The organism is Flavobacteriales bacterium, assembly GCA_025210295.1.
Classification (GTDB): Bacteria; Bacteroidota; Bacteroidia; order Flavobacteriales_D; family Parvicellaceae; genus S010-51.
Genome location: JAOASC010000016.1, coordinates 1 through 18,751, shown reverse-complemented (window position 1 = coordinate 18,751; position 18,751 = coordinate 1). Strand labels below are relative to the sequence as shown.

Below are 18,751 nucleotides of genomic sequence, written 5' to 3'. Positions count from 1 at the left end.
GCTACCTCCTACTTCATTTTATCAATCTCTGATTTTCTTCCAATTTTCATGGTAATATAATCTACTGCTTTTTTAGGACTTCTGGCTGGAGAATATTCTCTTCCATAAAAGATGATTTGTAAATGTAGCTTATTCCATATTTCTTTAGGAAATAGACGTTTGGCATCTTTTTCGGTCTGCTGTACATTTTTTCCATTTGTTAAATTCCAACGATACATCAAACGGTGAATATGCGTGTCTACAGGGAATGCAGGGACTCCAAAAGCTTGAGAAATAACTACTGATGCTGTTTTATGCCCTACTCCAGGTAACTCTTCTAACAACTCCATATTATCTGGAACAACACCATCATATTTTTCAATTAAAATTTGAGATAGTTCATGAATGGCTTTTGATTTTCGTGGAGACAAACCACAAGGGCGGATAATTTCTCGAATTTCATCTACCTCCAGTTTTACCATATCAAATGGATTGTTGGCCTTAGCATACAATAATGGTGTGATTTTATTCACTCTTTCATCCGTACATTGAGCAGAAAGTAAAACTGCTACTAATAAGGTGTATTCATCGGTATGATCTAATGGTATTGGGACCTCTGGGTATAGACGTTCCAGTTCATCGATTACATACTGTACTTTTTCTGCTTTTGTCATTTTTTATCTATCCATTTTAATGATAATTCATCTAATCTCCCTAATGTAATATTAGGTGAAACATTACATAAAATAATTATCCCTTTTTTATTTTTAATATCAATTACTAGTGAAGAAGTATACCCTCCAGTTGCACCATTATGAAATAATAATTCTTTACCATTTCGTTTAAGTATATGCCAACCTAGCCCCATTTCCATACCTTTATTTACTGAGAAGGTTTTTTCTCTCATTAGAACATATTCCCTCTCTGATGTTTCAATATTATTTTTAATAAAGCGTGACATATCATATACGGAAGATTTTATTCCTCCTGCTCCCACTAAAGACTTAAACTCCCAATTATTTACAGTTCCATTATTATCGATCCCTTTAATTAGCATTGATGAATCTCTTACATAAATTGAAGAATTTTTCATTTTTAATTCATTAAAAATGTTCTTATTTAATAAATCCTCGTATGAATTATTGTAAGTTTTTTCTAAAATATAACCTAAAAGTCCTGCTCCTAAGTTTGAATATGCATACTTTTTCCCAGCTTTACTTTGTCTATAAAAATTAGTTTTTAGATGTGTTTCTAATTTAATCGAATCATAATTAGCATAAGGATTGGTTCTGTCAACATCTACTCCAAAAACTAAATCAATAGGTACTCTAGGAAGTCCTGAAGTATGATTAGATAACTGTAATAAAGTAATCTCGTTAGGGTTAAAACCTAAATCGCCTGCATTTAATTCAAATTCAAAAAAAGTTTGAACTTTATCATTTAGACTTAATTTATTTTTTTCTAAAGATTTAGCTAGTAATAATGAAGTAAAAACTTTAGATATAGAACCTATTTCAAATATTCCATCCTTATTGTTTACAGCATCGATTCTGTTATTATTTTTAATATATCCTTTAAAAATTGTTGAATCATTTTCTATATACCCAATAGCTATTTGAGCTCCTACAGGAAACTCATCAAATAGTTCTTCTAAAGATGAATTATCATCAAAAAAAATGCTTTTACTTGTATGCTTATTAACAGTACAAGAATAAAAAAAAGTAAAAAGTAATATAAATATTAGGTATTTTATCATTTAGAATCCCTATTGTTTTATTTTCCTAAAACAAACATTACAGGTCGCTTTTTAAGATTTGGAATATTTTTCTTCCATTCAGCGATCGTTTTAGTTTTAATAAATTCTGTTTCTAATGAGATATCGGCTGCAATACATAATTTTAAACCTCCATTACAATTTTTTAAGACCTCTTCCAACAGTGCATTATTTCGAAATGGGGTTTCCATAAATAACTGAGTGAAATTACGTTGAGCCAATCGTTCCAAATCTTTGATTTTTTTACTGCGCTTAGATTTATCAAAAGGTAAATAGCCATTAAAACTAAACTCTTGACCATTCATTCCACTTGAAATTAAAGCCATTAAAATAGAAGAAGGTCCAACCAATGGTTTTACAACAATACCTTTTAAATGTGCTATACGCGCAATTTCACTACCAGGATCTGCAATTCCAGGGCAACCAGCTTCACTGATCATCCCAATATCGTTACCATTTAAAGCTGGGACAATAAAATCAGCAATTTCACTGTGGTCAGTATGTTTATTCAATTCAAAAAATGTCAATTCATCAATATCAATTGATTGATCAATTTTCTTCAAGTAACGGCGAGTCGTTTTAATGTTTTCAACAATAAAATATTTTAACGTTTTGATGCGTTCTTGAACTTCTTGTGGAATTACACTCTCAATAGAAGAATCTCCCAATGTCATAGGGAGCATGTAAACTGTACCTTTCATCAGTTATTCTTTCAAGTTATCTATAATTATTGAACAAGCCTGATCCAATAACTGATATACGTTTTCAAACCCTTCATCACCTCCATAATATGGATCTGGGACTCTTCTATTCTCACCAGGATAACTTTCATTTAAAATCATCTTTACTTTGGTTCTTTGCTCCTCATCTTTAGCTAAAGCCAAAACATCAGAATAGTTAGAGGCATCCATTACATAAATCAAATCAAATGTATCAAAGTCTTGTTGCTTTAGTGGTCTAGAGCGTTGATTGGTAATATCAATACCATGCTCATGAGCAGTTGCAATTGATCTTGAATCTGGTAATTCCCCTTCATGCAAGGCTATTGTTCCTGCAGAATCGACCTTTAGCTTTAATCCTGCTTCATTCGCTTTATGTTGTAATATACCTTCTGCCAATGGAGAACGACAAATATTACCTAAGCAAACCATTAATATCTTCATTTATAAATCTTTTTATTTCTTGTTATCAACCATCACCTTAAACCGGAGCTTAGTTGGTGAGTTTTCGGCATTAGAATACAAAGTTATTATTCTGTCTTGCCAACCAATTTTATCTTTAGTATCAAAAGTAACGACTAATTCTATCGTTTGATTAGGTAAAACAGGTGTTTTTGGAAACTCTAAATGAGTACACGGGCAAGCAACATCATATTTTTGAAGCAATAAAGGTGCATCACCAACATTGGTTAATTGATAAGTATGTTTTAATTCAACACCTTCTTTAGTTTTGGGAAATTTAAACGTTTTCTTATCCAATGCAATCTCAGCTTGTGCCAACGTTAAGATATAGCTCAAAGAAAACAGCAATATGAACATTGTTTTTTTCATAATGTTAAAGCTACAAATTTTATTCCAGATTACCTTTGTTTAAAAGGTTGGACAATCATACGAGCTAAACTTTTTACCAGCAGCTGTTGAATTCCCTCTCTTATTCTTACTTCTAAGTGTGATCATTATCTCATGGGAACCAGAGTTAAACTCCATCAATCGAGATGTACTGTAATCATACGAATAACTAATTCCGAGTTTAGCAGTAGAAAAACCTACCATTGCAACTATAGACTCTCTAAAACGATAAGACGTTCCAAACCAAAGGCGTTTATTATAAATCGCCCTCAAGTTTACATCAAATTGAAAAGGTGCATTAATCATAACTCGAGCTACTGCTGAAGGTTCTAACGTGACTAAAGGACTATATTTTCCTAAAGGAATGATATAACTTCCATTCAAATAAAAAGTACGTTCTAAATTATTGGTCACTGGTGTGATAATATTCGTTAAATCAACATTCGTTTGAATCATATTAAATCCAGAAAGACCAACTTGATAGCGGTCTCCATACCACTTCATTCCAAAACCTAAATCTGGGATTAAGCGGTTAGAGGTATAATTTAACACTGTATTATCATCACTTTCTTCAGTAATTAACTGATCTCTATTGATCATGTATTGATTTACAGAACCAGCTAGGGCAAAAGAAACTCGAGTATATTTAGATGTTTCTACTTGAGTGGAAAGTATCCCCATAACTCCTGATCTCCTACTAGGACCTGCCACATCATTGAATAAGATTCCTCCTACTCCAATATATTTACTCAAGGAATTATGATAAGATATATGTTGTGAAACAGGAGCTTCACGAATCCCCATCCATTGTCTTCTGGCTCCTATTACTAAAGGTGCATAGGTCTTTGTTCCAGCAGCTGCAGGATTTAAAACTAAACTATTAATCATGTATTGACTATTCAGTACAATCTGTTGACTAAAAAATGTATTAGACAACAAAACCAGAACCAATATTGTATAAAACCAATTTCTCATCTGTTTATCTTAATAAGGTTACTACTCCATTTTGTTTTTTGTCCCCACGATTCAGTTTTAGAACATAATAATATACCCCCGCTGGCAATTCCGCTCCTCCATTAGATTTTCCATCCCAATGAACTTCCAATTCATTGGAGGTAAATACGACTCTTCCCCATTTAGAAAGAACTGTTAATTCAGCTTCGGCGTATCCATCAAAATATAAATTCCAAGTATCGTTTTTACCATCTGCATTAGGAGTAAACGTATTAGGAATTTCAATACATTCCATTTCACTTGTTACAGCCACTTCGTCTGATTTAGCTAAACATCCTTCACTATCTTCTATTACAACAGAATATTCACCTTCTTCTACAAAGTTAATTTCAGGTTCATAAGAACCATTTGACCATAAATAATCTAAGAAACCTTGCGTATTTTGGCTGGTAACACTTAAAGTAACACCTCCTTGTGAACAAGGAAGTTCTTCTACCTTAATTCGAGCTGTTAATTCGGATGGTGTTATCACTAATTCTTTATCCACTGATTGTGTACACCCGTTTAGTGGAGATGTGTAAGTATACGTTATGGTATGTGTTCCTTCTCCAGCAAGTTCAGGATAAAAAACGCCATCATCAACACCATTTCCAGAATAAAATCCACCATCAGGCTCCCCTCCTTGTAATGCAAACGAATTGCCTATACCACAAATGGTATCAAAAGGATTACAATGTACAATTGTTTCAATTACACTCACAAATGCACTTGTACAAGGCGTATTTCCACAAACTCCACCTTCTGACCGAACATAATAGGTTACAGAATTTGTTGGGGATAATGTAACCGGACTTCCTGTAGCTACAGGTGTACCTCCACAACTGTTTTCATACCAAACCCAATCTGCTCCAGCAACTAAATTCCCTCCTTGTACAGTTAGTGTTGTTGGTTCGCCAGCACAAAAATCATTATTCGATACCGTTATTCCAGTTGGAGGAATACTTCCATTTTGAACATTGACAGTTACACTTTCACAAACTGTTGCTCCACAAGTTCCTACTGCTCTAACATAATAAGTTTCTGTAGACGTTGGTTCTACATCTATTTGTTCCCCAACTCCAACCGGCACAGCTCCACAAGCTCCAGTATACCATACCCAAGTATAATCAGGAGGCAATGGATTCCCAGTAACAGACAATGTCGTCGTTTCACCTGGACATAGGTTATCAAATGTTAAGTTCGCAGACACAGGATCAGGCACCCCCGCTCCAACTGTAATAGTAATAGCTGTACATATAGAGTTCCCACAGGTTCCTTCTCCTCTAACAAAATAAGTCGTTGTTGCGCTAGGCGAAACACTAATGGAATTCCCCGTTCCTACTGGTCCTAAACCACATGATCCTGAATACCAATTCCAAGTCGCATTGGTACCTAGCATTCCTCCCGATACCGATAATACTGTTGATTGTCCAGCACATAAAGCTGTATTCGTTGCTACAATTGAAGTTGGTTCTATAGAAACTGTACTTGTGTTTACCGTAACACTTGCACAGTTGGTTGCTCCACAAGTACCTTCTCCTCTAACATAATACTCTGTTATTCCAGTTGGGCTAACATTAATAGTATTCCCTGTTCCAATAGATGTTCCTGCTCCACAACCTCCCTCATACCAAGTCCAGTTATCTCCAGGTACTAATTGTCCTCCTACTACTGTTAAATCCGTCGATCCTCCAGGACATACAGTAGGATTTGTCACAGTGATTGATGTAGGTAAAACCGAGCTTGGTTGTACAATCACAGTAGTATTCACACATCCAGACATATTACAATCACCCTCCGCTCGAACATAATAAGTTGTTGTTGCTGTTGGTGAAACCGTCATGGTATTTCCACTCCCTAAATAAATTCCTCCACATGAACTTGTATACCATTCCCAGGTTGCTCCCGTTCCTAGTGTTCCTCCATTTATTGCAAGTGTAATTGGTGTGCCAGAACAAATATTATTAGCAGAAACCGTTATCCCAGTTGCATCAGTCGAACTTGTTTTGGTGGTAATTGTAGTTGCTACGCAAGGAGTAGTATTACACGCTCCCTCTGCTCTTACAAAGTAATCTGTCGTTACTCCTGGATTAACACTTATTGTTGTTCCTGTCCCTACTAATAAACCACCACAAGCTCCACTATACCAGTTCCAGTCTGCTCCTGTTCCTAAACTTCCTCCTACTACGGATAATATCGTTGCATCACCTGGACATATTGTTGAAGCTGTTGCCACAATCGAAACAGGTGGTGTAGATTCCTCGTCAACAACAATTGTGATGTTGGCACAATTTGACATACCACAAGTTCCCTCAGCTCTCACAAAATAATTGGTCGTAACAGTTGGCGTTACGTTAATTGTAGCTCCACTACCTATAGAAGTCCCTGCTCCACAACCTGATTCATACCAATACCAATCTGCCCCTGTCCCTAGACTTCCTCCATTAACAGTAAGTGTTACCACATCATTAGGACAAACAGTCGTGTTATTAGAGTTCACTCCAGTTGGATCAGTAGAAGGTTCATTTACTGTAACGGTTGTAAATGCATGATTGGTTATGTTACACCCTTCTATTCTTACATAATAAGTAGTTGTAGTTGCTGGTGTAAGTCCAGTATATGTTGGAATTGAACTAGTATGAATGGGCAATGGATTTCCTATTAATGGGTCTACATCATACCAAGCATACAAAGCATTGGTTCCTAAAACCCCTCCTGTAGCACTTAAATTTACAGTCTCTCCTTGACAAATTGTAGCATTGGATGGTGTTAATGCTGTTGGCGCATTTGAAGGTAATTCAACCACAACTTCTTTACTTACTGAATTTGTTACTGAACAATTTCCCTCAGCTCGAACATAAAAAGTTGACGTTGTTGAAATATTTATGGTAAAAGGATCTCCCGTTCCCAATAAGTTTCCATTTGAATTGGGGTCATCATCGTACCAATACCAATCGGCATTAGACCCTAGCGATCCTCCATTAACCGAGAGTGTTACATCACCAGGTCCACATAGTAAAGTTGGTGCAGCTGTAACAGATGTAGCAGCTACAGATGGGACTTCAATACCAACAACTTGTTCATTTGAAATTGCTTCGCCACAGGCACTGACTACTTTTCTTCTATAACAAGTATTTTGTAATATTCCTAGTGGCGGATCATACGTCGCATTAGTCGCTCCTAAAACATCTACAAAAGCTCCTGTACACCCGACAGATTCTTGCCATTGATAAGTTACCCATGAAGATAGAGCAGCATCTCCACCTAAAACTGAGCCTAATTCTGTTGGATCTCCTCCAAGACAAACATATTGTTCTCCATCAATTTCTCCTGGATCTAATGCTGTAAATGTCCAGTATATTTCAATTCTGGCATAATAATCATCATTGGAAATACTGTATTGATTCCACTGGCAAGGTGGATCTAATTGAAAATCAATGTTACCTGAATTGGCTCTCGTATCATGATTGTCATCATCTTCTGCACAAAGTCCAAAAATACAGTAACATTCATCTTCGTAATCACAGTTATCTGGGCAATCTTTTTCATAACCTTCCATCTCTGTTTGAATTTGAGAGGCATCGGTCCCTGTTACAACTTGCCAACTATAAGGTAAGGCAGGTCCATCATTTGGTGTTCCATTAAACCATGAGCCATAAGTATTGTCTTCCAAGTGAATACATCCTGTAGGAACCCATGCTGTAATCGCAGAGCCATTTGTTCCATTATCTTTAAACCATAAATACCATGTAGGATCTTGATCTAAACCTAGTCCATCAGTATTGTCGGCTGTAGCCATTATTTCAACCAAACGTATCTCGTAATCAACAAGTTGAGCTGAAATTATTTGAGGGAGTAAGGTAATTAAAAGCAGAAAAGCCCAATAAATGTTTTTCATATATAAAATTAATTCCAATAAAAAGACGTGATTTTTTATTTTACGTTGCCTTTATCCAAATATACGATTATTCATCGCTGTTGTACTTTTTTGTTAATAAGTTACCTTTTTTAACAAAAAAAAGGCTGCATTTTTTAGATGCAACCTTTTATTTTTAACATAATTAACGGCTTATAACCTATCTTACAAGCTTTTTATATTTCACTTTTTGAGGGATGATATCACCAAGTCTTTTCTTTCTATTTTCTTCGTATTCTGAGAAACTTCCTTCAAAGAAATAAACTGAAGAATCTCCCTCAAAGGCTAAAATATGAGTACATATACGATCTAAAAACCATCTATCGTGAGAGATCACTACAGCGCATCCTGCAAAACTTTCCACCCCCTCTTCTAACGCTCTTAATGTATTGACATCTATATCATTAGTAGGCTCATCTAAAAGTAATACATTAGCTTCAGACTTTAACGTCATAGCTAAGTGCAAACGGTTTCTTTCACCTCCAGATAACACTCCGACTTTCTTCTGTTGGTCAGAACCATTAAAATTAAATCGGCTAACATAAGCTCTAGCATTAATTGATTTTCCACCAACTTCAATAATTTCGTTTCCTCCACTAATTACTTCATAAACTGATTTATTAGGGTCAACATCTTTATGAGTTTGATCTACGTAACCTATTTTTACTGTAGAACCAATTTTAAACTCTCCTTCGTTAGGCGTTTCTTCCCCCATAATCATTCTAAACAAAGTGGTCTTACCTGCACCGTTAGGCCCAATAACCCCCACTATACCAGCTGGTGGTAATTTAAAGTTTAGATTTTCATACAATAAACGATCGTCATATCCTTTAGCTACATTTATCGCTTCAATTACTTCATTCCCTAAACGTGGTCCGTTCGGAATTGGAATTTCAATTTTAGCTTCTTTTTCTTTGATATCCTCAGACATCATTGCTTCATAGTTATTCAAACGAGCTTTACCTTTACTTTGCCTTCCTTTTGGCCCTTTTCTCACCCATTCTAACTCCCTTTTTAATGCTTTTTGCCTTTTCGATTCTTGCTTTTCTTCTTTAGCTAATCGATTTGACTTTTGCTCCAACCAAGATGAATAATTTCCTTTATATGGAATCCCTTCTCCTCTATCTAATTCAAGAATCCAACCTGCTACATTATCTAAGAAATACCTATCGTGTGTTACAGCGATAATTGTTCCTTTATATTGAGATAAATGTTGTTCTAACCAATGAACAGACTCTGCATCTAAGTGGTTGGTAGGCTCATCTAACAATAAGATATCTGGTTCTTGCAATAATAATCTACATAAAGCAACTCTTCTTCTTTCACCTCCAGACAAATTCTTGATAGGCGTATCTCCATCAGGTGTTCTTAGAGCATTCATCGCTAATTCTAATTTAGAATCTAAATCCCATGCATCTAATTGATCGATACGCTCCTGAACTTTACCTTGACGTTCGATTAACTCATTCATTTTATCAGGATCATTCATAATCTCCTCATCCATGAACTTATTATTAATCTCCTCATATTCAGCTAGAACATCAACAATTTCTTGCGTCCCTTCTTGAACAATTTCTTTGACTGTTTTATTTTCGTCTAGTTTAGGTTCCTGTGGTAAATATCCCACTGAATATCCTGGTGAGAACACAACTTCCCCTTGATATTGTTCGTCAAGTCCAGCAATAATTTTCATTACAGTAGATTTACCAGCTCCATTTAGACCCAAGATTCCAATCTTAGCACCATAATAAAAAGATAAATAAATATCCTTTAGTATCTGTTTTCCTTGTGGTGTATGTTTACTTACATTCACCATCGAAAATATTATTTTCTTATCGTCTGACATGTTTTGATTTTATGATTTAATTTATTTCAAATATTTTTTTTCTACGTAAAAAGTTCCCAATGGAATTAAAGATGCTAAAAATATAATAGCAGTATCTTTTATAGACCAGCGTTCAATCATTTTTCCTAAAAAAGTAAAAATAACATAGGCAATGAATAATACTCCATGTGCCATTCCGATAGGTCTAACCCACTCATGTATTTTAAATACATAAGCCACTAACAATATTAAAATATACGAAACACCTTCTAATATTGCTATCATTCTAAAGGTTGTCAAAAATGATTTATTGTTCATAGTAATGTTTTAATTTTTTCTACGGCAATTGATGAATGGGAAGCATGGTAAACAACTTTACCATTTTTAACTAAAATTAGTTGTGGAGATTGGTGCGCGACATCGAATGTAGCAGCTATTGCATCAGACACGTTTCTGTAAGCAAGTAGATCAAGATAGTAAATCGAGATTTGATCTAGCTCTAAATCCCAAGCTCTTTCTAGTCTAGTCTTAGCCATACTGCTGATAGAACACCGTGTACTATGCTTAAACAATGCTACTGGAATAGTATAGGACTCTTCTATTATTTGTTTGAGTTGTTGCTCGGTATTTAATTGTTTCCAATTAATAGTTGTTTCTGCACTTGTTTCTTTTTTGGAAAACCACCCCATATTTTTGCTTTTGGTAACACAAAAATATAAAAGAAAACGTGTAATTGGCTATTTAAGCAAGAAAACATGACCTATTTTCTCAACTATTTCTGTACTTCCCTTTAGTTGATAATCCATTTTCCAAACATAAGCATCACTTGGTAACTTCTGTCCTTTTGATGTTCCATCCCATGTAAAATTAGGGTGATGCTCTTCTAAGATTGGATTTCCCCATCTATCAAAAATAAAAAATGCAAACTTTAATAGTTTCTCTTCATCATAAGCAACAGTAAAAAGATCATTAGCTCCATCACTATTAGGTGTAAATGCATTAGGAATATAAATCAATTCATTTTGATTGGCTAAAATAAATGGCTTGGTACTAAAATCATTAAAATTAGCTAATAATAAAGATTCATAACCTCCATTAGCTCCGCCATTACTGACACCATCTTCGATGTTCCATTCATTATTCCAATTTGCTATAGTCTCCGTAACTTCATCCTCAGCTGGATCATAATAAAACCTTACATCAACATTTGAAGATCCCGAATTATGATAGATATGATGGTAGTATAACGGATTTAAATTTCCGGTAAGTATTGATTTTTCTTCCAGGTCATAGCCGTCTATAGTTGCGTCATTATTTGCTAATCGCGCTCCAAATGTATTTTCCAAATTATCATTGGGAATAAAATCTATTGGACGTAATCTAAAGTCACCTAAATCTGATCCCAGTGGAAAAGAATAAGTCGCTGTTGAATTCGTTTTACGTTGTAAATGGCCATCTTCTCTGCTACTAACATACCCAGAAGAGTATATCAAAGCTGTGGGATCTGGGTTATTCACCAACATGACATTACCATCAGTCATTAAATGATCTGTTCCTAAATCTAAGACTATAGCCGAAGCATCAATAGTCATGAGTTTACTTCCGCCTGAAAGTTTTAAGGTGTAAAAATCAGTAATTGAAGTCCCTGTGATTAACTTATCTGAATTGTAAAGATGAACCAATGAAAAATCTGCTGTAAAAACATTGTTATTTTCCCAATTTCCTCCAACAATATATTCTCCAGTATTTGTTGCAAAACCAGTCGATATTCCGTTATTAATATAATTGTGAGCAACATCAACTGTACCAGCATTTTCTAACAATCCATTTCCTCCAACATGCAATGAATTTCCCTGCACTTTGATTATTCCTCCATCAGCTACAGCGACATCAGTCCCAACATACATTTGAGCTGAAATAAAACTAGAAGAGAGTAATATTGGGATGAATAAATAACGCATTGGTTTCGTTCTGAGCTTTTTTAATTGACGCCAAAGATAATAGCTAGTTGCCTATATCCCTCTAAAAAAATGACAAAAAATTATGGGCATTAATTTCCTAAATAGAAAAATAATATCTTTACACTATGAAAGCTTTAATTTCTCTTTTAGGTGCGAGTGTAATTTTGTACTCATGTAAAGACAATGTTACCACTAATTATTATAATAATGGAGCAAAAAAAGAGCAAGGTCTCCTTGTAAACAATAATCAAAAAGATGGATTATGGATCACTTGGTATGAAGATGGCTCAATTAAGGATTCTAGTTATTGGACCAATGATAAGCTTAATGGACCTACAATTTCTTTCCATAATAATGGTAATCGATTAGCCCAGGGTTTTTATGAAGATAACAATCGTGAAGGTGAATGGAAATGGTGGTTTAACAATGGAAATATTGAAGAACATAGCCATTGGAAAAAAGGAATTGTTGATGGTTTTTCACAGCTATATTACGAGAATGGACAACTTCGCTCAGAAGCTGAATACATCCAAGGTTATATGGATGGTATTTTAAGGATGTATTTTGAGACAGGTGAAATTTCTGAAATCACCACCTATGAATTAGGGAGGAAGCAAGGAAAAGCAACTTTATACAATATTAATGGGGCTATTGAAGCAGAAGCTTTTTTTGTGAATGATACGTTGACCAATGAATACAAACTTTATTACCAAACAGGTGAACTAAAAGAAGTTTATGAATGTGACAAAGGCTTATATGATGGAACTTATAGCAGCTACAAGAAAAATGGAAAAATTTGGATCGAAGGTCAATACACTGCTGGTGAGAAAAGTGGGAAATGGGTTGAATATGATAATTCTGGTCAAATTATTGATACGCAAAATTATAAATTGAATTAAAATGAAAAAGTTTATATTAACAATTACATTATTTACTGTAGGTTATCTTGTCAATGCACAACCTGCTACAATTAATTGGATGTCTTGGGATGAAATGGTCGCGCAAAGAGCCGAAGATAGTATAAAGAAAAAAGTATTTATAGACCTCTATACTGGTTGGTGTGGTTGGTGTAAAAAGATGGACAAATCTACTTTTTTAGATCCAACAATTGTACAGTATATGAACGCCAATTATTATCCGGTTAAGTTTGATGCAGAAACGAAAGATACCATCATTTTTAATAACATGACCTTTGTTAATTCGGATCCAACATTCAATAAAAAACATCCCAATGCTAGAGGTAGAACGCATTGGTTTGCACATTCTTTATTAGATGGAAAACTGTCCTATCCTAGTTATGTGATCTTAGATGAAAACTTTGTGAGAGTAACTATTTTAAGTGGATATAAACAACCAGAAGCTTTAATTGGGAACTTGATCTTTTTTGCTAAAAATGAATATAAATATTATCACAACTACTTAAACGGTATTTGGAATAAAAGTTTACAACAGCAACAACAAAAATAGGTTCATGTTCTACCGTTGTTTTCTATTCACCATTTTATTGGTTACCACTCTTAGTGTTGTTTCTCAAGAGATGTACATAAAGACATTTGGTAATCAAACTAACCCTCCTATTTTGTTTCTCCACGGAGGACCTGGTTATAATGCAGCAAATTTTGAAAGTACTACCGCTGAGAAATTAGCTCAAAAAGGCTTCTTTGTTGTTCTATACGATCGTCGTGGTGAAGGAAGAAGCGTTGATACATCTGCGAAATTCACATTTGAACAAACGGTGGAGGATTTGAACAGCATCATTGAGACTTATTCACTTAAAAAAGTAACATTAATTGGCCATAGTTTTGGAGGGGTTGTGGGAACAAAATACCTCCTAAAGTATCCTACCAAAATTAAACATTTAATACTCGTTGGTGCTCCTATTTCTTTTCAAGAAACTTTTCAATCAATTATCGAGTCCTCAGAAAAAATATTTAAACAGAAAAAAGATGCTTCTTCTCTTGAATACCTAAAAGCTTTACAGAAAATGGATCCCTCATCGCTTCAATATAGCGGCTATTGCTTTATGTTTGCAATGCGTAATGGTTTTTATTCCCCTACACAAGCTACAGAACAAGCAGTTGCTATTAATCAACTGTTTAAACAAGATTCGATATTGTTTCCTACAGCTATGAAAATGACGCAACCTCCAGTTGTTGGTTTTTGGAAAAATGAAAACTATACAATGTTAGACCTTTCTTCTGAATTAACTCAGCTTATTAATAATGGGAACATGATCACAGGATTATATGGGAGTGAAGATGGTTTATTTTCTAAAAAACAATTGAAACGCCATTCCAAAATTTTGGGTACTGAAAACTTAAAAATACTCGAAAATTGTTCCCACAATGTTTTTATTGATCAACAAGAAGAATTTATTGAATACCTAATCAATCACCATCAATAATATTGGCAAACCTTTACTCTTCTTTAAAGGTTAATGATAAAGAATTAATGCAATACCTTAATCCTGTAGGTTTTGGACCATCTTTAAAAACATGCCCCAGGTGTCCTTTACATTGATTACAGACCACTTCTACTCTATTCATTCCATGAGAATAATCAGGTACTTCCTCTACATTACCTTTTATATAATCGTAATATGATGGCCATCCAGAACCAGAATCAAATTTAGTAGTTGAAGTAAACAATGGATGTTGACAGGCCTTACAATGATACGTTCCCTCTTTATAATGTTTGTTATATAACCCTGTAAATGGTCTTTCTGTCCCTTTTTCTCTGAGGATATTGTATTCTTGCGGCGTAAGTAGTGCTTTCCATTCTTTATCCGTTTTTTGAATGAAATTAGTATCAGCTTCTACAGTCTGGGCATGTGAACAAGATATGAATAAGAGTGTTAAAACTAAATTTGTAATTAAAACTTTCATAATTGTAATACTTTTTAAAATTCACTAAAATAGACGTTAATCATCTAATAAACTTACAACATTTCTATAAAATATTATTAGATTTGTGATAGAACATATTAGTTAAAATATCACGTAGTAAATTTTTATGAAAGAGGTTTCCAATAGACTCAATAGATTAGCTGAATCTGCAACGCTTGCCATGGCAAGAAAAACCAGAGAATTAAAAGAAAAAGGATTAGATATTATCGGTTTAAGTTTAGGTGAACCAGATTTTGATACTCCTGAATTTATTAAGGATGCTGCAAAAGAAGCTATCGACCAAAATTACACTAAGTATATGGCTGTAAATGGCTATGCTGATTTGAGAGCGGCTATTTCTGAAAAGTTTAAACGTGATAATAATTTAGACTATAAAGCTAGTCAAATTGTTGTTTCAACTGGTGCCAAACAATCTATCGCTAATGTCGTATTAAGTTTGATCAATCCAGGAGATGAAGTCATCATTCCTGCTCCTTATTGGGTGACTTATGAAGAGATTGTAAAATTAGCCGAAGGGGTTCCTGTTTTTATTGAAACGTCTATAGAAAATGATTTTAAAATCACACCTTATGAACTGTCTCAAGCCATTACGTCCAAAACACGTTTAATGATTTATAGTTCTCCTTGTAACCCTACTGGATCTTTATACAGTGAGCAAGAATTAAGAGCACTTTCTGATGTTATTATTAAGCATCCGAAAATGATTGTCATTAGTGATGAAATATACGAACACATTAATTTTATCGGGCAACATTATAGTTTAGCTCAAATACCTGAAGTCTACAATCAAGTGGTTACGATTAACGGTGTCTCTAAAGCATTTGCGATGACAGGCTGGCGTTTAGGTTTTATTGGCGCTCCACAATGGATTGCTGATGCTTGTACAAAAATGCAAGGTCAAATTACTTCAGGAACTTCAGGGATTTCACAAAGAGCGGCATTAGCGGCTGTAGCAGCTGAACCATCTGTTACTTTTGAAATGCGAGAGGCTTTTAGAAGAAGAAGAGATTTAGTTTTAGAAGGACTCAACACTATTGATGGTGTCGTTACGAATGTACCTGAGGGAGCTTTTTATTTATTCCCTGATATTAGTTCTTTCTTTGGCAAATCAAATGGGATATATAAGATCAATGACGCTGACGATTTAACTCTATATATTTTAAATGAAGCATTGGTTGCTTTGGTTAGTGGTAGTGCATTTGGTGCTCCTAAATGTGTAAGAATCTCCTATGCTGCTAGCGATGAGGAACTCAAAGAAGCATTAAAGAGAATAAAAACAGTTTTAGATAAACTATCTTAATGAAAAAAACAATAGGAAGTTTTGTATTAAAATTGTTTGGTTGGAAATCAGATTATAAAAAAGAATTTAGAATTAGAAAAGGGGTACTTGTTGCTGCTCCTCATACTTCTAATTGGGATTTCCTTTTTGCATTAGCTACTTTTTGGAAAATTGGTATTGATGTTAAGTTTCTTATCAAGGATAGTTATACGAAATCTATCTTTGGGTTCTTTTTTAAAGCTTTAGGAGCTGTTGGAGTTGACCGAAAAAATGGAAAGAACATGGTCGATTATGCAACAAACCTCCTTCAAGAAAAAGAAATTATTTTTATTGTTCCTGCTGAGGGAACTCGAAAAAGAGTTGAAAAATGGAAGACTGGTTTTTATCATATTGCTAAAAAAGCTAAAGTTCCAGTTCTTCTCGGTTTTTTAGATTATAAAACGAAAACATCTGGAATCAATAAGGTGATAGAATTAACAGATTCTTTTGAAAACGATATGCAGAAAATTCAGGACTACTACTTAAATTACACTGCCAAGTTTCCTAAAAACTATAATCCATCTATCTATTAATTTATGGAACAGAAGCCTACAAAAATATATTTTGCTTCAGACTTTCATTTAGGCACGCCTAATTTTAAAGAAAGTTTAGAAAGAGAACGTAAAATAGTTTTGTGGTTAAATACGGTCAAAAAAGATGCTAGTGCCATCTACCTAATGGGGGATATTTTTGATTTTTGGTTTGAATATAAATATACAGTTCCTAAAGGCTTTACCCGTTTTTTAGGTACTATTGCAAATATCGTAGACAGCGGTATCCCTGTTCATTTCTTTATCGGGAACCATGACATGTGGATGTTTGATTATTTGGAAAAAGAATTAGGCGTAACAATTCATCGGAAACAAGGTGTTTTTAAATTTGGGTCAAAAACTTTCTTCTTGGGACATGGAGATGGATTAGGTCCTGGTGACGGAAAATATAAGATTATCAAAAAAGTTTTTGCCAATCCTATTAGTCAGTGGTTGTTTGCTAGAGTTCATCCTAATTTTAGCTTTATGGTTGCCAATAATTGGTCAAAAGCTAGTAGAAGAAAAGGAAAAGAGCCTCAAGTGTTTCTTGGCGAAGATAAAGAATGGTTGATTGCTTATTGTAAAAGAAAATTACAGGCTAATAATCACATCGATTTCTTCCTTTTTGGACATCGCCATTTACCCATTCAACATCAAATAGCTGAGGGCTGTGTATATGTTAACACAGGTGATTGGTTAAACCACTATACTTATGCTGAGTTTGATGGTATTAATTTAGCATTAAAGAAATTTAAAGATTTACAATTATAAATTATGAAATTACATACAATACCCACTGGAGACTTTAAATTAGATGGCGGAGCTATGTTTGGAGTTGTTCCTAAACAACTATGGGAAAAAACAAACCCTGCTGATGAGAAAAACTTATGCACATGGAGTATGCGAAGTCTTTTAATTGAAGATGGGAATAAACTCATACTTATAGATACTGGAATTGGAGATAAACAATCAGAAAAGTTTTTTAGTCATTACCACCTTTCTGGGGATGATTCTCTGGAAAAATCTCTAAACTCTAAAGGTTTTTCATTTGACGATATTACGGACGTACTGTTAACTCATCTACATTTTGATCATTGTGGTGGAGCTGTTAAGTGGGCCAACCAAGAGAGAACCCATGCTACTCCTGTATTTAAAAATGCTACCTATTGGAGTAATGACAAACATTGGGAGTGGGCAACAGTACCTAATCCTAGAGAAAAAGCTTCTTTTTTAACGGAGAATATTCAACCTTTAAAAGAAAGTGGACAGCTAGATTTTATTAAGCGTACCAATACTATTACCAACAACATTTTTAATAATGTTGATGCTTTTTTTGCAGATGGGCATACTGAAAGTCAAATTATTCCGATGATTCAATATAAAGGAAAAACGATTGTTTTTATGGCCGATTTATTACCTAGTACAGGACATATTCCACTTCCTTATGTTATGGGCTATGATACTCGTCCTTTGTTGACAATGTCTGAAAAAGAATGGTTTTTAAATAAAGCTGCTGATGAGGGATACTATTTATTTTTAGAACATGACAGTGTTAATGAAGTTTGTACGGTAAAACATACAGAAAAGGGAGTTCGATTGGACCAAACCTTTAAATTAGCTGATATTTTATAAGTTTTATCTTGGTCTTTCAATAAAGTTTATTATCTTTGCACGCATATTGCGGGATGGAGCAGTGGTAGCTCGTCGGGCTCATAACCCGAAGGTCGTTGGTTCGAGTCCAGCTCCCGCTACTAAGAACAGAAAGACAATCAGAAATGGTTGTCTTTTTTTGTTATTACCCTATTCTATTTTGATAGACAACTATCTTTTGCCTTAAACGAATTTTAAAATATTAGAATACTAACTCGTCGGGCTCTTATCAGCCTGAGGCGGACGTGGTTCGAGTCCAGCTCCCGCTACTAAAAAGAAGAAAAGACAATCAGAAATGGTTGTCTTTTTTTGTTACTCCCCTATTCTATTT

At 34.5% G+C, this 18,751-nt stretch carries 19 protein-coding genes and 1 tRNA gene; 8 read left to right on the top strand and 12 right to left on the bottom strand.

What is annotated here, in order from left to right; genetic code table 11:
* Positions 1-8 precede the first annotated feature (8 nt).
* The 11 genes from nth to N4A35_02650 all read right to left on the bottom strand — a co-directional run bounded on the left by nth (position 9) and on the right by N4A35_02650 (position 12,016).
* Complete coding sequence (nth, locus tag N4A35_02700) at positions 9-653, bottom strand: endonuclease III (GenBank protein ID MCT4580300.1); 645 nt, start codon at positions 651-653, stop codon at positions 9-11.
* On the bottom strand, positions 650-1,735 hold the full coding sequence (locus tag N4A35_02695; protein MCT4580299.1) for a beta-lactamase family protein: 1,086 nt from the start codon (positions 1,733-1,735) through the stop codon (positions 650-652). Before N4A35_02695 ends, nth begins: the two co-directional genes overlap by 4 nt.
* A 17-nt stretch (positions 1,736-1,752) precedes the next feature.
* Positions 1,753-2,454 (bottom strand): SAM-dependent methyltransferase, encoded by a 702-nt coding sequence (locus N4A35_02690; GenBank protein ID MCT4580298.1) that lies wholly within the window; start codon positions 2,452-2,454, stop codon positions 1,753-1,755.
* Positions 2,455-2,457: 3 nt separating this feature from the next.
* Positions 2,458-2,916 (bottom strand): low molecular weight phosphotyrosine protein phosphatase, encoded by a 459-nt coding sequence (locus tag N4A35_02685; protein MCT4580297.1) that lies wholly within the window; start codon positions 2,914-2,916, stop codon positions 2,458-2,460.
* 12 nt (positions 2,917-2,928) lie between these two features.
* Positions 2,929-3,303: a DUF1573 domain-containing protein gene (locus tag N4A35_02680; GenBank protein ID MCT4580296.1), complete on the bottom strand. Its 375-nt coding sequence runs from the start codon at positions 3,301-3,303 to the stop codon at positions 2,929-2,931.
* Between the two features lie 39 nt (positions 3,304-3,342).
* The gene (locus N4A35_02675) at positions 3,343-4,296 is read right to left on the bottom strand and encodes a type IX secretion system membrane protein PorP/SprF (GenBank protein MCT4580295.1); all 954 of its coding nucleotides are present in this window, start codon (positions 4,294-4,296) and stop codon (positions 3,343-3,345) included.
* A gap of 4 nt (positions 4,297-4,300) precedes the next feature.
* On the bottom strand, positions 4,301-8,212 hold the full coding sequence (locus N4A35_02670) for a gliding motility-associated C-terminal domain-containing protein (protein ID MCT4580294.1): 3,912 nt from the start codon (positions 8,210-8,212) through the stop codon (positions 4,301-4,303).
* Between the two features lie 178 nt (positions 8,213-8,390).
* A complete protein-coding gene (ettA, locus tag N4A35_02665) occupies positions 8,391-10,076 on the bottom strand; it encodes an energy-dependent translational throttle protein EttA (GenBank protein MCT4580293.1) in 1,686 nt (561 codons plus the stop codon).
* A 21-nt stretch (positions 10,077-10,097) separates the two neighbouring features.
* Complete coding sequence (locus N4A35_02660; protein ID MCT4580292.1) at positions 10,098-10,373, bottom strand: DUF3817 domain-containing protein; 276 nt, start codon at positions 10,371-10,373, stop codon at positions 10,098-10,100.
* The gene (gene ytxJ / locus N4A35_02655; GenBank protein ID MCT4580291.1) at positions 10,370-10,744 is read right to left on the bottom strand and encodes a bacillithiol system redox-active protein YtxJ; all 375 of its coding nucleotides are present in this window, start codon (positions 10,742-10,744) and stop codon (positions 10,370-10,372) included. Before ytxJ ends, N4A35_02660 begins: the two co-directional genes overlap by 4 nt.
* Before the next feature lie 48 nt (positions 10,745-10,792).
* A complete protein-coding gene (locus N4A35_02650; GenBank protein ID MCT4580290.1) occupies positions 10,793-12,016 on the bottom strand; it encodes a gliding motility-associated C-terminal domain-containing protein in 1,224 nt (407 codons plus the stop codon).
* 125 nt (positions 12,017-12,141) lie between these two features.
* On the opposite strand from N4A35_02650, the gene N4A35_02645 reads away from it, so the two are divergent.
* The 3 genes from N4A35_02645 to N4A35_02635 all read left to right on the top strand — a co-directional run bounded on the left by N4A35_02645 (position 12,142) and on the right by N4A35_02635 (position 14,420).
* Positions 12,142-12,915, top strand: coding sequence for a toxin-antitoxin system YwqK family antitoxin (locus tag N4A35_02645; protein MCT4580289.1), 774 nt, complete (start codon positions 12,142-12,144; stop codon positions 12,913-12,915).
* A 1-nt stretch (position 12,916) separates the two neighbouring features.
* Positions 12,917-13,483 (top strand): DUF255 domain-containing protein, encoded by a 567-nt coding sequence (locus N4A35_02640; GenBank protein ID MCT4580288.1) that lies wholly within the window; start codon positions 12,917-12,919, stop codon positions 13,481-13,483.
* Positions 13,484-13,553: 70 nt separating this feature from the next.
* Complete coding sequence (locus N4A35_02635; GenBank protein MCT4580287.1) at positions 13,554-14,420, top strand: alpha/beta hydrolase; 867 nt, start codon at positions 13,554-13,556, stop codon at positions 14,418-14,420.
* Positions 14,421-14,433: 13 nt separating this feature from the next.
* On the opposite strand, the gene msrB is transcribed toward N4A35_02635, so the two are convergent.
* A complete protein-coding gene (gene msrB, locus N4A35_02630) occupies positions 14,434-14,901 on the bottom strand; it encodes a peptide-methionine (R)-S-oxide reductase MsrB (GenBank protein ID MCT4580286.1) in 468 nt (155 codons plus the stop codon).
* Between the two features lie 127 nt (positions 14,902-15,028).
* Between msrB and N4A35_02625 the strand changes: the two genes are divergently transcribed.
* From N4A35_02625 to N4A35_02605, 5 genes are all read left to right on the top strand, one after another.
* Positions 15,029-16,222, top strand: a complete 1,194-nt coding sequence (locus tag N4A35_02625; GenBank protein ID MCT4580285.1) for a pyridoxal phosphate-dependent aminotransferase — start codon at positions 15,029-15,031, stop codon at positions 16,220-16,222.
* On the top strand, positions 16,222-16,773 hold the full coding sequence (locus N4A35_02620; GenBank protein MCT4580284.1) for a 1-acyl-sn-glycerol-3-phosphate acyltransferase: 552 nt from the start codon (positions 16,222-16,224) through the stop codon (positions 16,771-16,773). The genes N4A35_02625 and N4A35_02620 overlap by 1 nt, the downstream gene beginning before the upstream one ends.
* A 3-nt stretch (positions 16,774-16,776) precedes the next feature.
* Entirely contained in the window at positions 16,777-17,541 is a 765-nt protein-coding gene (locus N4A35_02615; GenBank protein MCT4580283.1) for a UDP-2,3-diacylglucosamine diphosphatase, read from the top strand.
* A 3-nt stretch (positions 17,542-17,544) separates the two neighbouring features.
* Positions 17,545-18,402, top strand: coding sequence for an MBL fold metallo-hydrolase (locus tag N4A35_02610; protein MCT4580282.1), 858 nt, complete (start codon positions 17,545-17,547; stop codon positions 18,400-18,402).
* A gap of 47 nt (positions 18,403-18,449) precedes the next feature.
* Positions 18,450-18,521: transfer RNA gene (locus N4A35_02605), tRNA-Met, on the top strand.
* The last annotated feature ends 230 nt before the right edge of the window (positions 18,522-18,751 follow it).

Excerpts from the sequence above, each read along its gene's own strand:
- nth (MCT4580300.1), bottom strand. The coding sequence starts at position 653 with ATGACAAAAGCAGAAAAAGTACAGTATGTAATCGATGAACTGGAACGT.
- N4A35_02695 (MCT4580299.1), bottom strand. The coding sequence starts at position 1,735 with ATGATAAAATACCTAATATTTATATTACTTTTTACTTTTTTTTATTCT.
- N4A35_02690 (MCT4580298.1), bottom strand. The coding sequence starts at position 2,454 with ATGAAAGGTACAGTTTACATGCTCCCTATGACATTGGGAGATTCTTCT.
- N4A35_02685 (MCT4580297.1), bottom strand. The coding sequence starts at position 2,916 with ATGAAGATATTAATGGTTTGCTTAGGTAATATTTGTCGTTCTCCATTG.
- N4A35_02680 (MCT4580296.1), bottom strand. The coding sequence starts at position 3,303 with ATGAAAAAAACAATGTTCATATTGCTGTTTTCTTTGAGCTATATCTTA.
- N4A35_02675 (MCT4580295.1), bottom strand. The coding sequence starts at position 4,296 with ATGAGAAATTGGTTTTATACAATATTGGTTCTGGTTTTGTTGTCTAAT.
- N4A35_02670 (MCT4580294.1), bottom strand. The coding sequence starts at position 8,212 with ATGAAAAACATTTATTGGGCTTTTCTGCTTTTAATTACCTTACTCCCT.
- ettA (MCT4580293.1), bottom strand. The coding sequence starts at position 10,076 with ATGTCAGACGATAAGAAAATAATATTTTCGATGGTGAATGTAAGTAAA.
- N4A35_02660 (MCT4580292.1), bottom strand. The coding sequence starts at position 10,373 with ATGAACAATAAATCATTTTTGACAACCTTTAGAATGATAGCAATATTA.
- ytxJ (MCT4580291.1), bottom strand. The coding sequence starts at position 10,744 with ATGGGGTGGTTTTCCAAAAAAGAAACAAGTGCAGAAACAACTATTAAT.
- N4A35_02650 (MCT4580290.1), bottom strand. The coding sequence starts at position 12,016 with ATGCGTTATTTATTCATCCCAATATTACTCTCTTCTAGTTTTATTTCA.
- N4A35_02645 (MCT4580289.1), top strand. The coding sequence starts at position 12,142 with ATGAAAGCTTTAATTTCTCTTTTAGGTGCGAGTGTAATTTTGTACTCA.
- N4A35_02640 (MCT4580288.1), top strand. The coding sequence starts at position 12,917 with ATGAAAAAGTTTATATTAACAATTACATTATTTACTGTAGGTTATCTT.
- N4A35_02635 (MCT4580287.1), top strand. The coding sequence starts at position 13,554 with ATGTACATAAAGACATTTGGTAATCAAACTAACCCTCCTATTTTGTTT.
- msrB (MCT4580286.1), bottom strand. The coding sequence starts at position 14,901 with ATGAAAGTTTTAATTACAAATTTAGTTTTAACACTCTTATTCATATCT.
- N4A35_02625 (MCT4580285.1), top strand. The coding sequence starts at position 15,029 with ATGAAAGAGGTTTCCAATAGACTCAATAGATTAGCTGAATCTGCAACG.
- N4A35_02620 (MCT4580284.1), top strand. The coding sequence starts at position 16,222 with ATGAAAAAAACAATAGGAAGTTTTGTATTAAAATTGTTTGGTTGGAAA.
- N4A35_02615 (MCT4580283.1), top strand. The coding sequence starts at position 16,777 with ATGGAACAGAAGCCTACAAAAATATATTTTGCTTCAGACTTTCATTTA.
- N4A35_02610 (MCT4580282.1), top strand. The coding sequence starts at position 17,545 with ATGAAATTACATACAATACCCACTGGAGACTTTAAATTAGATGGCGGA.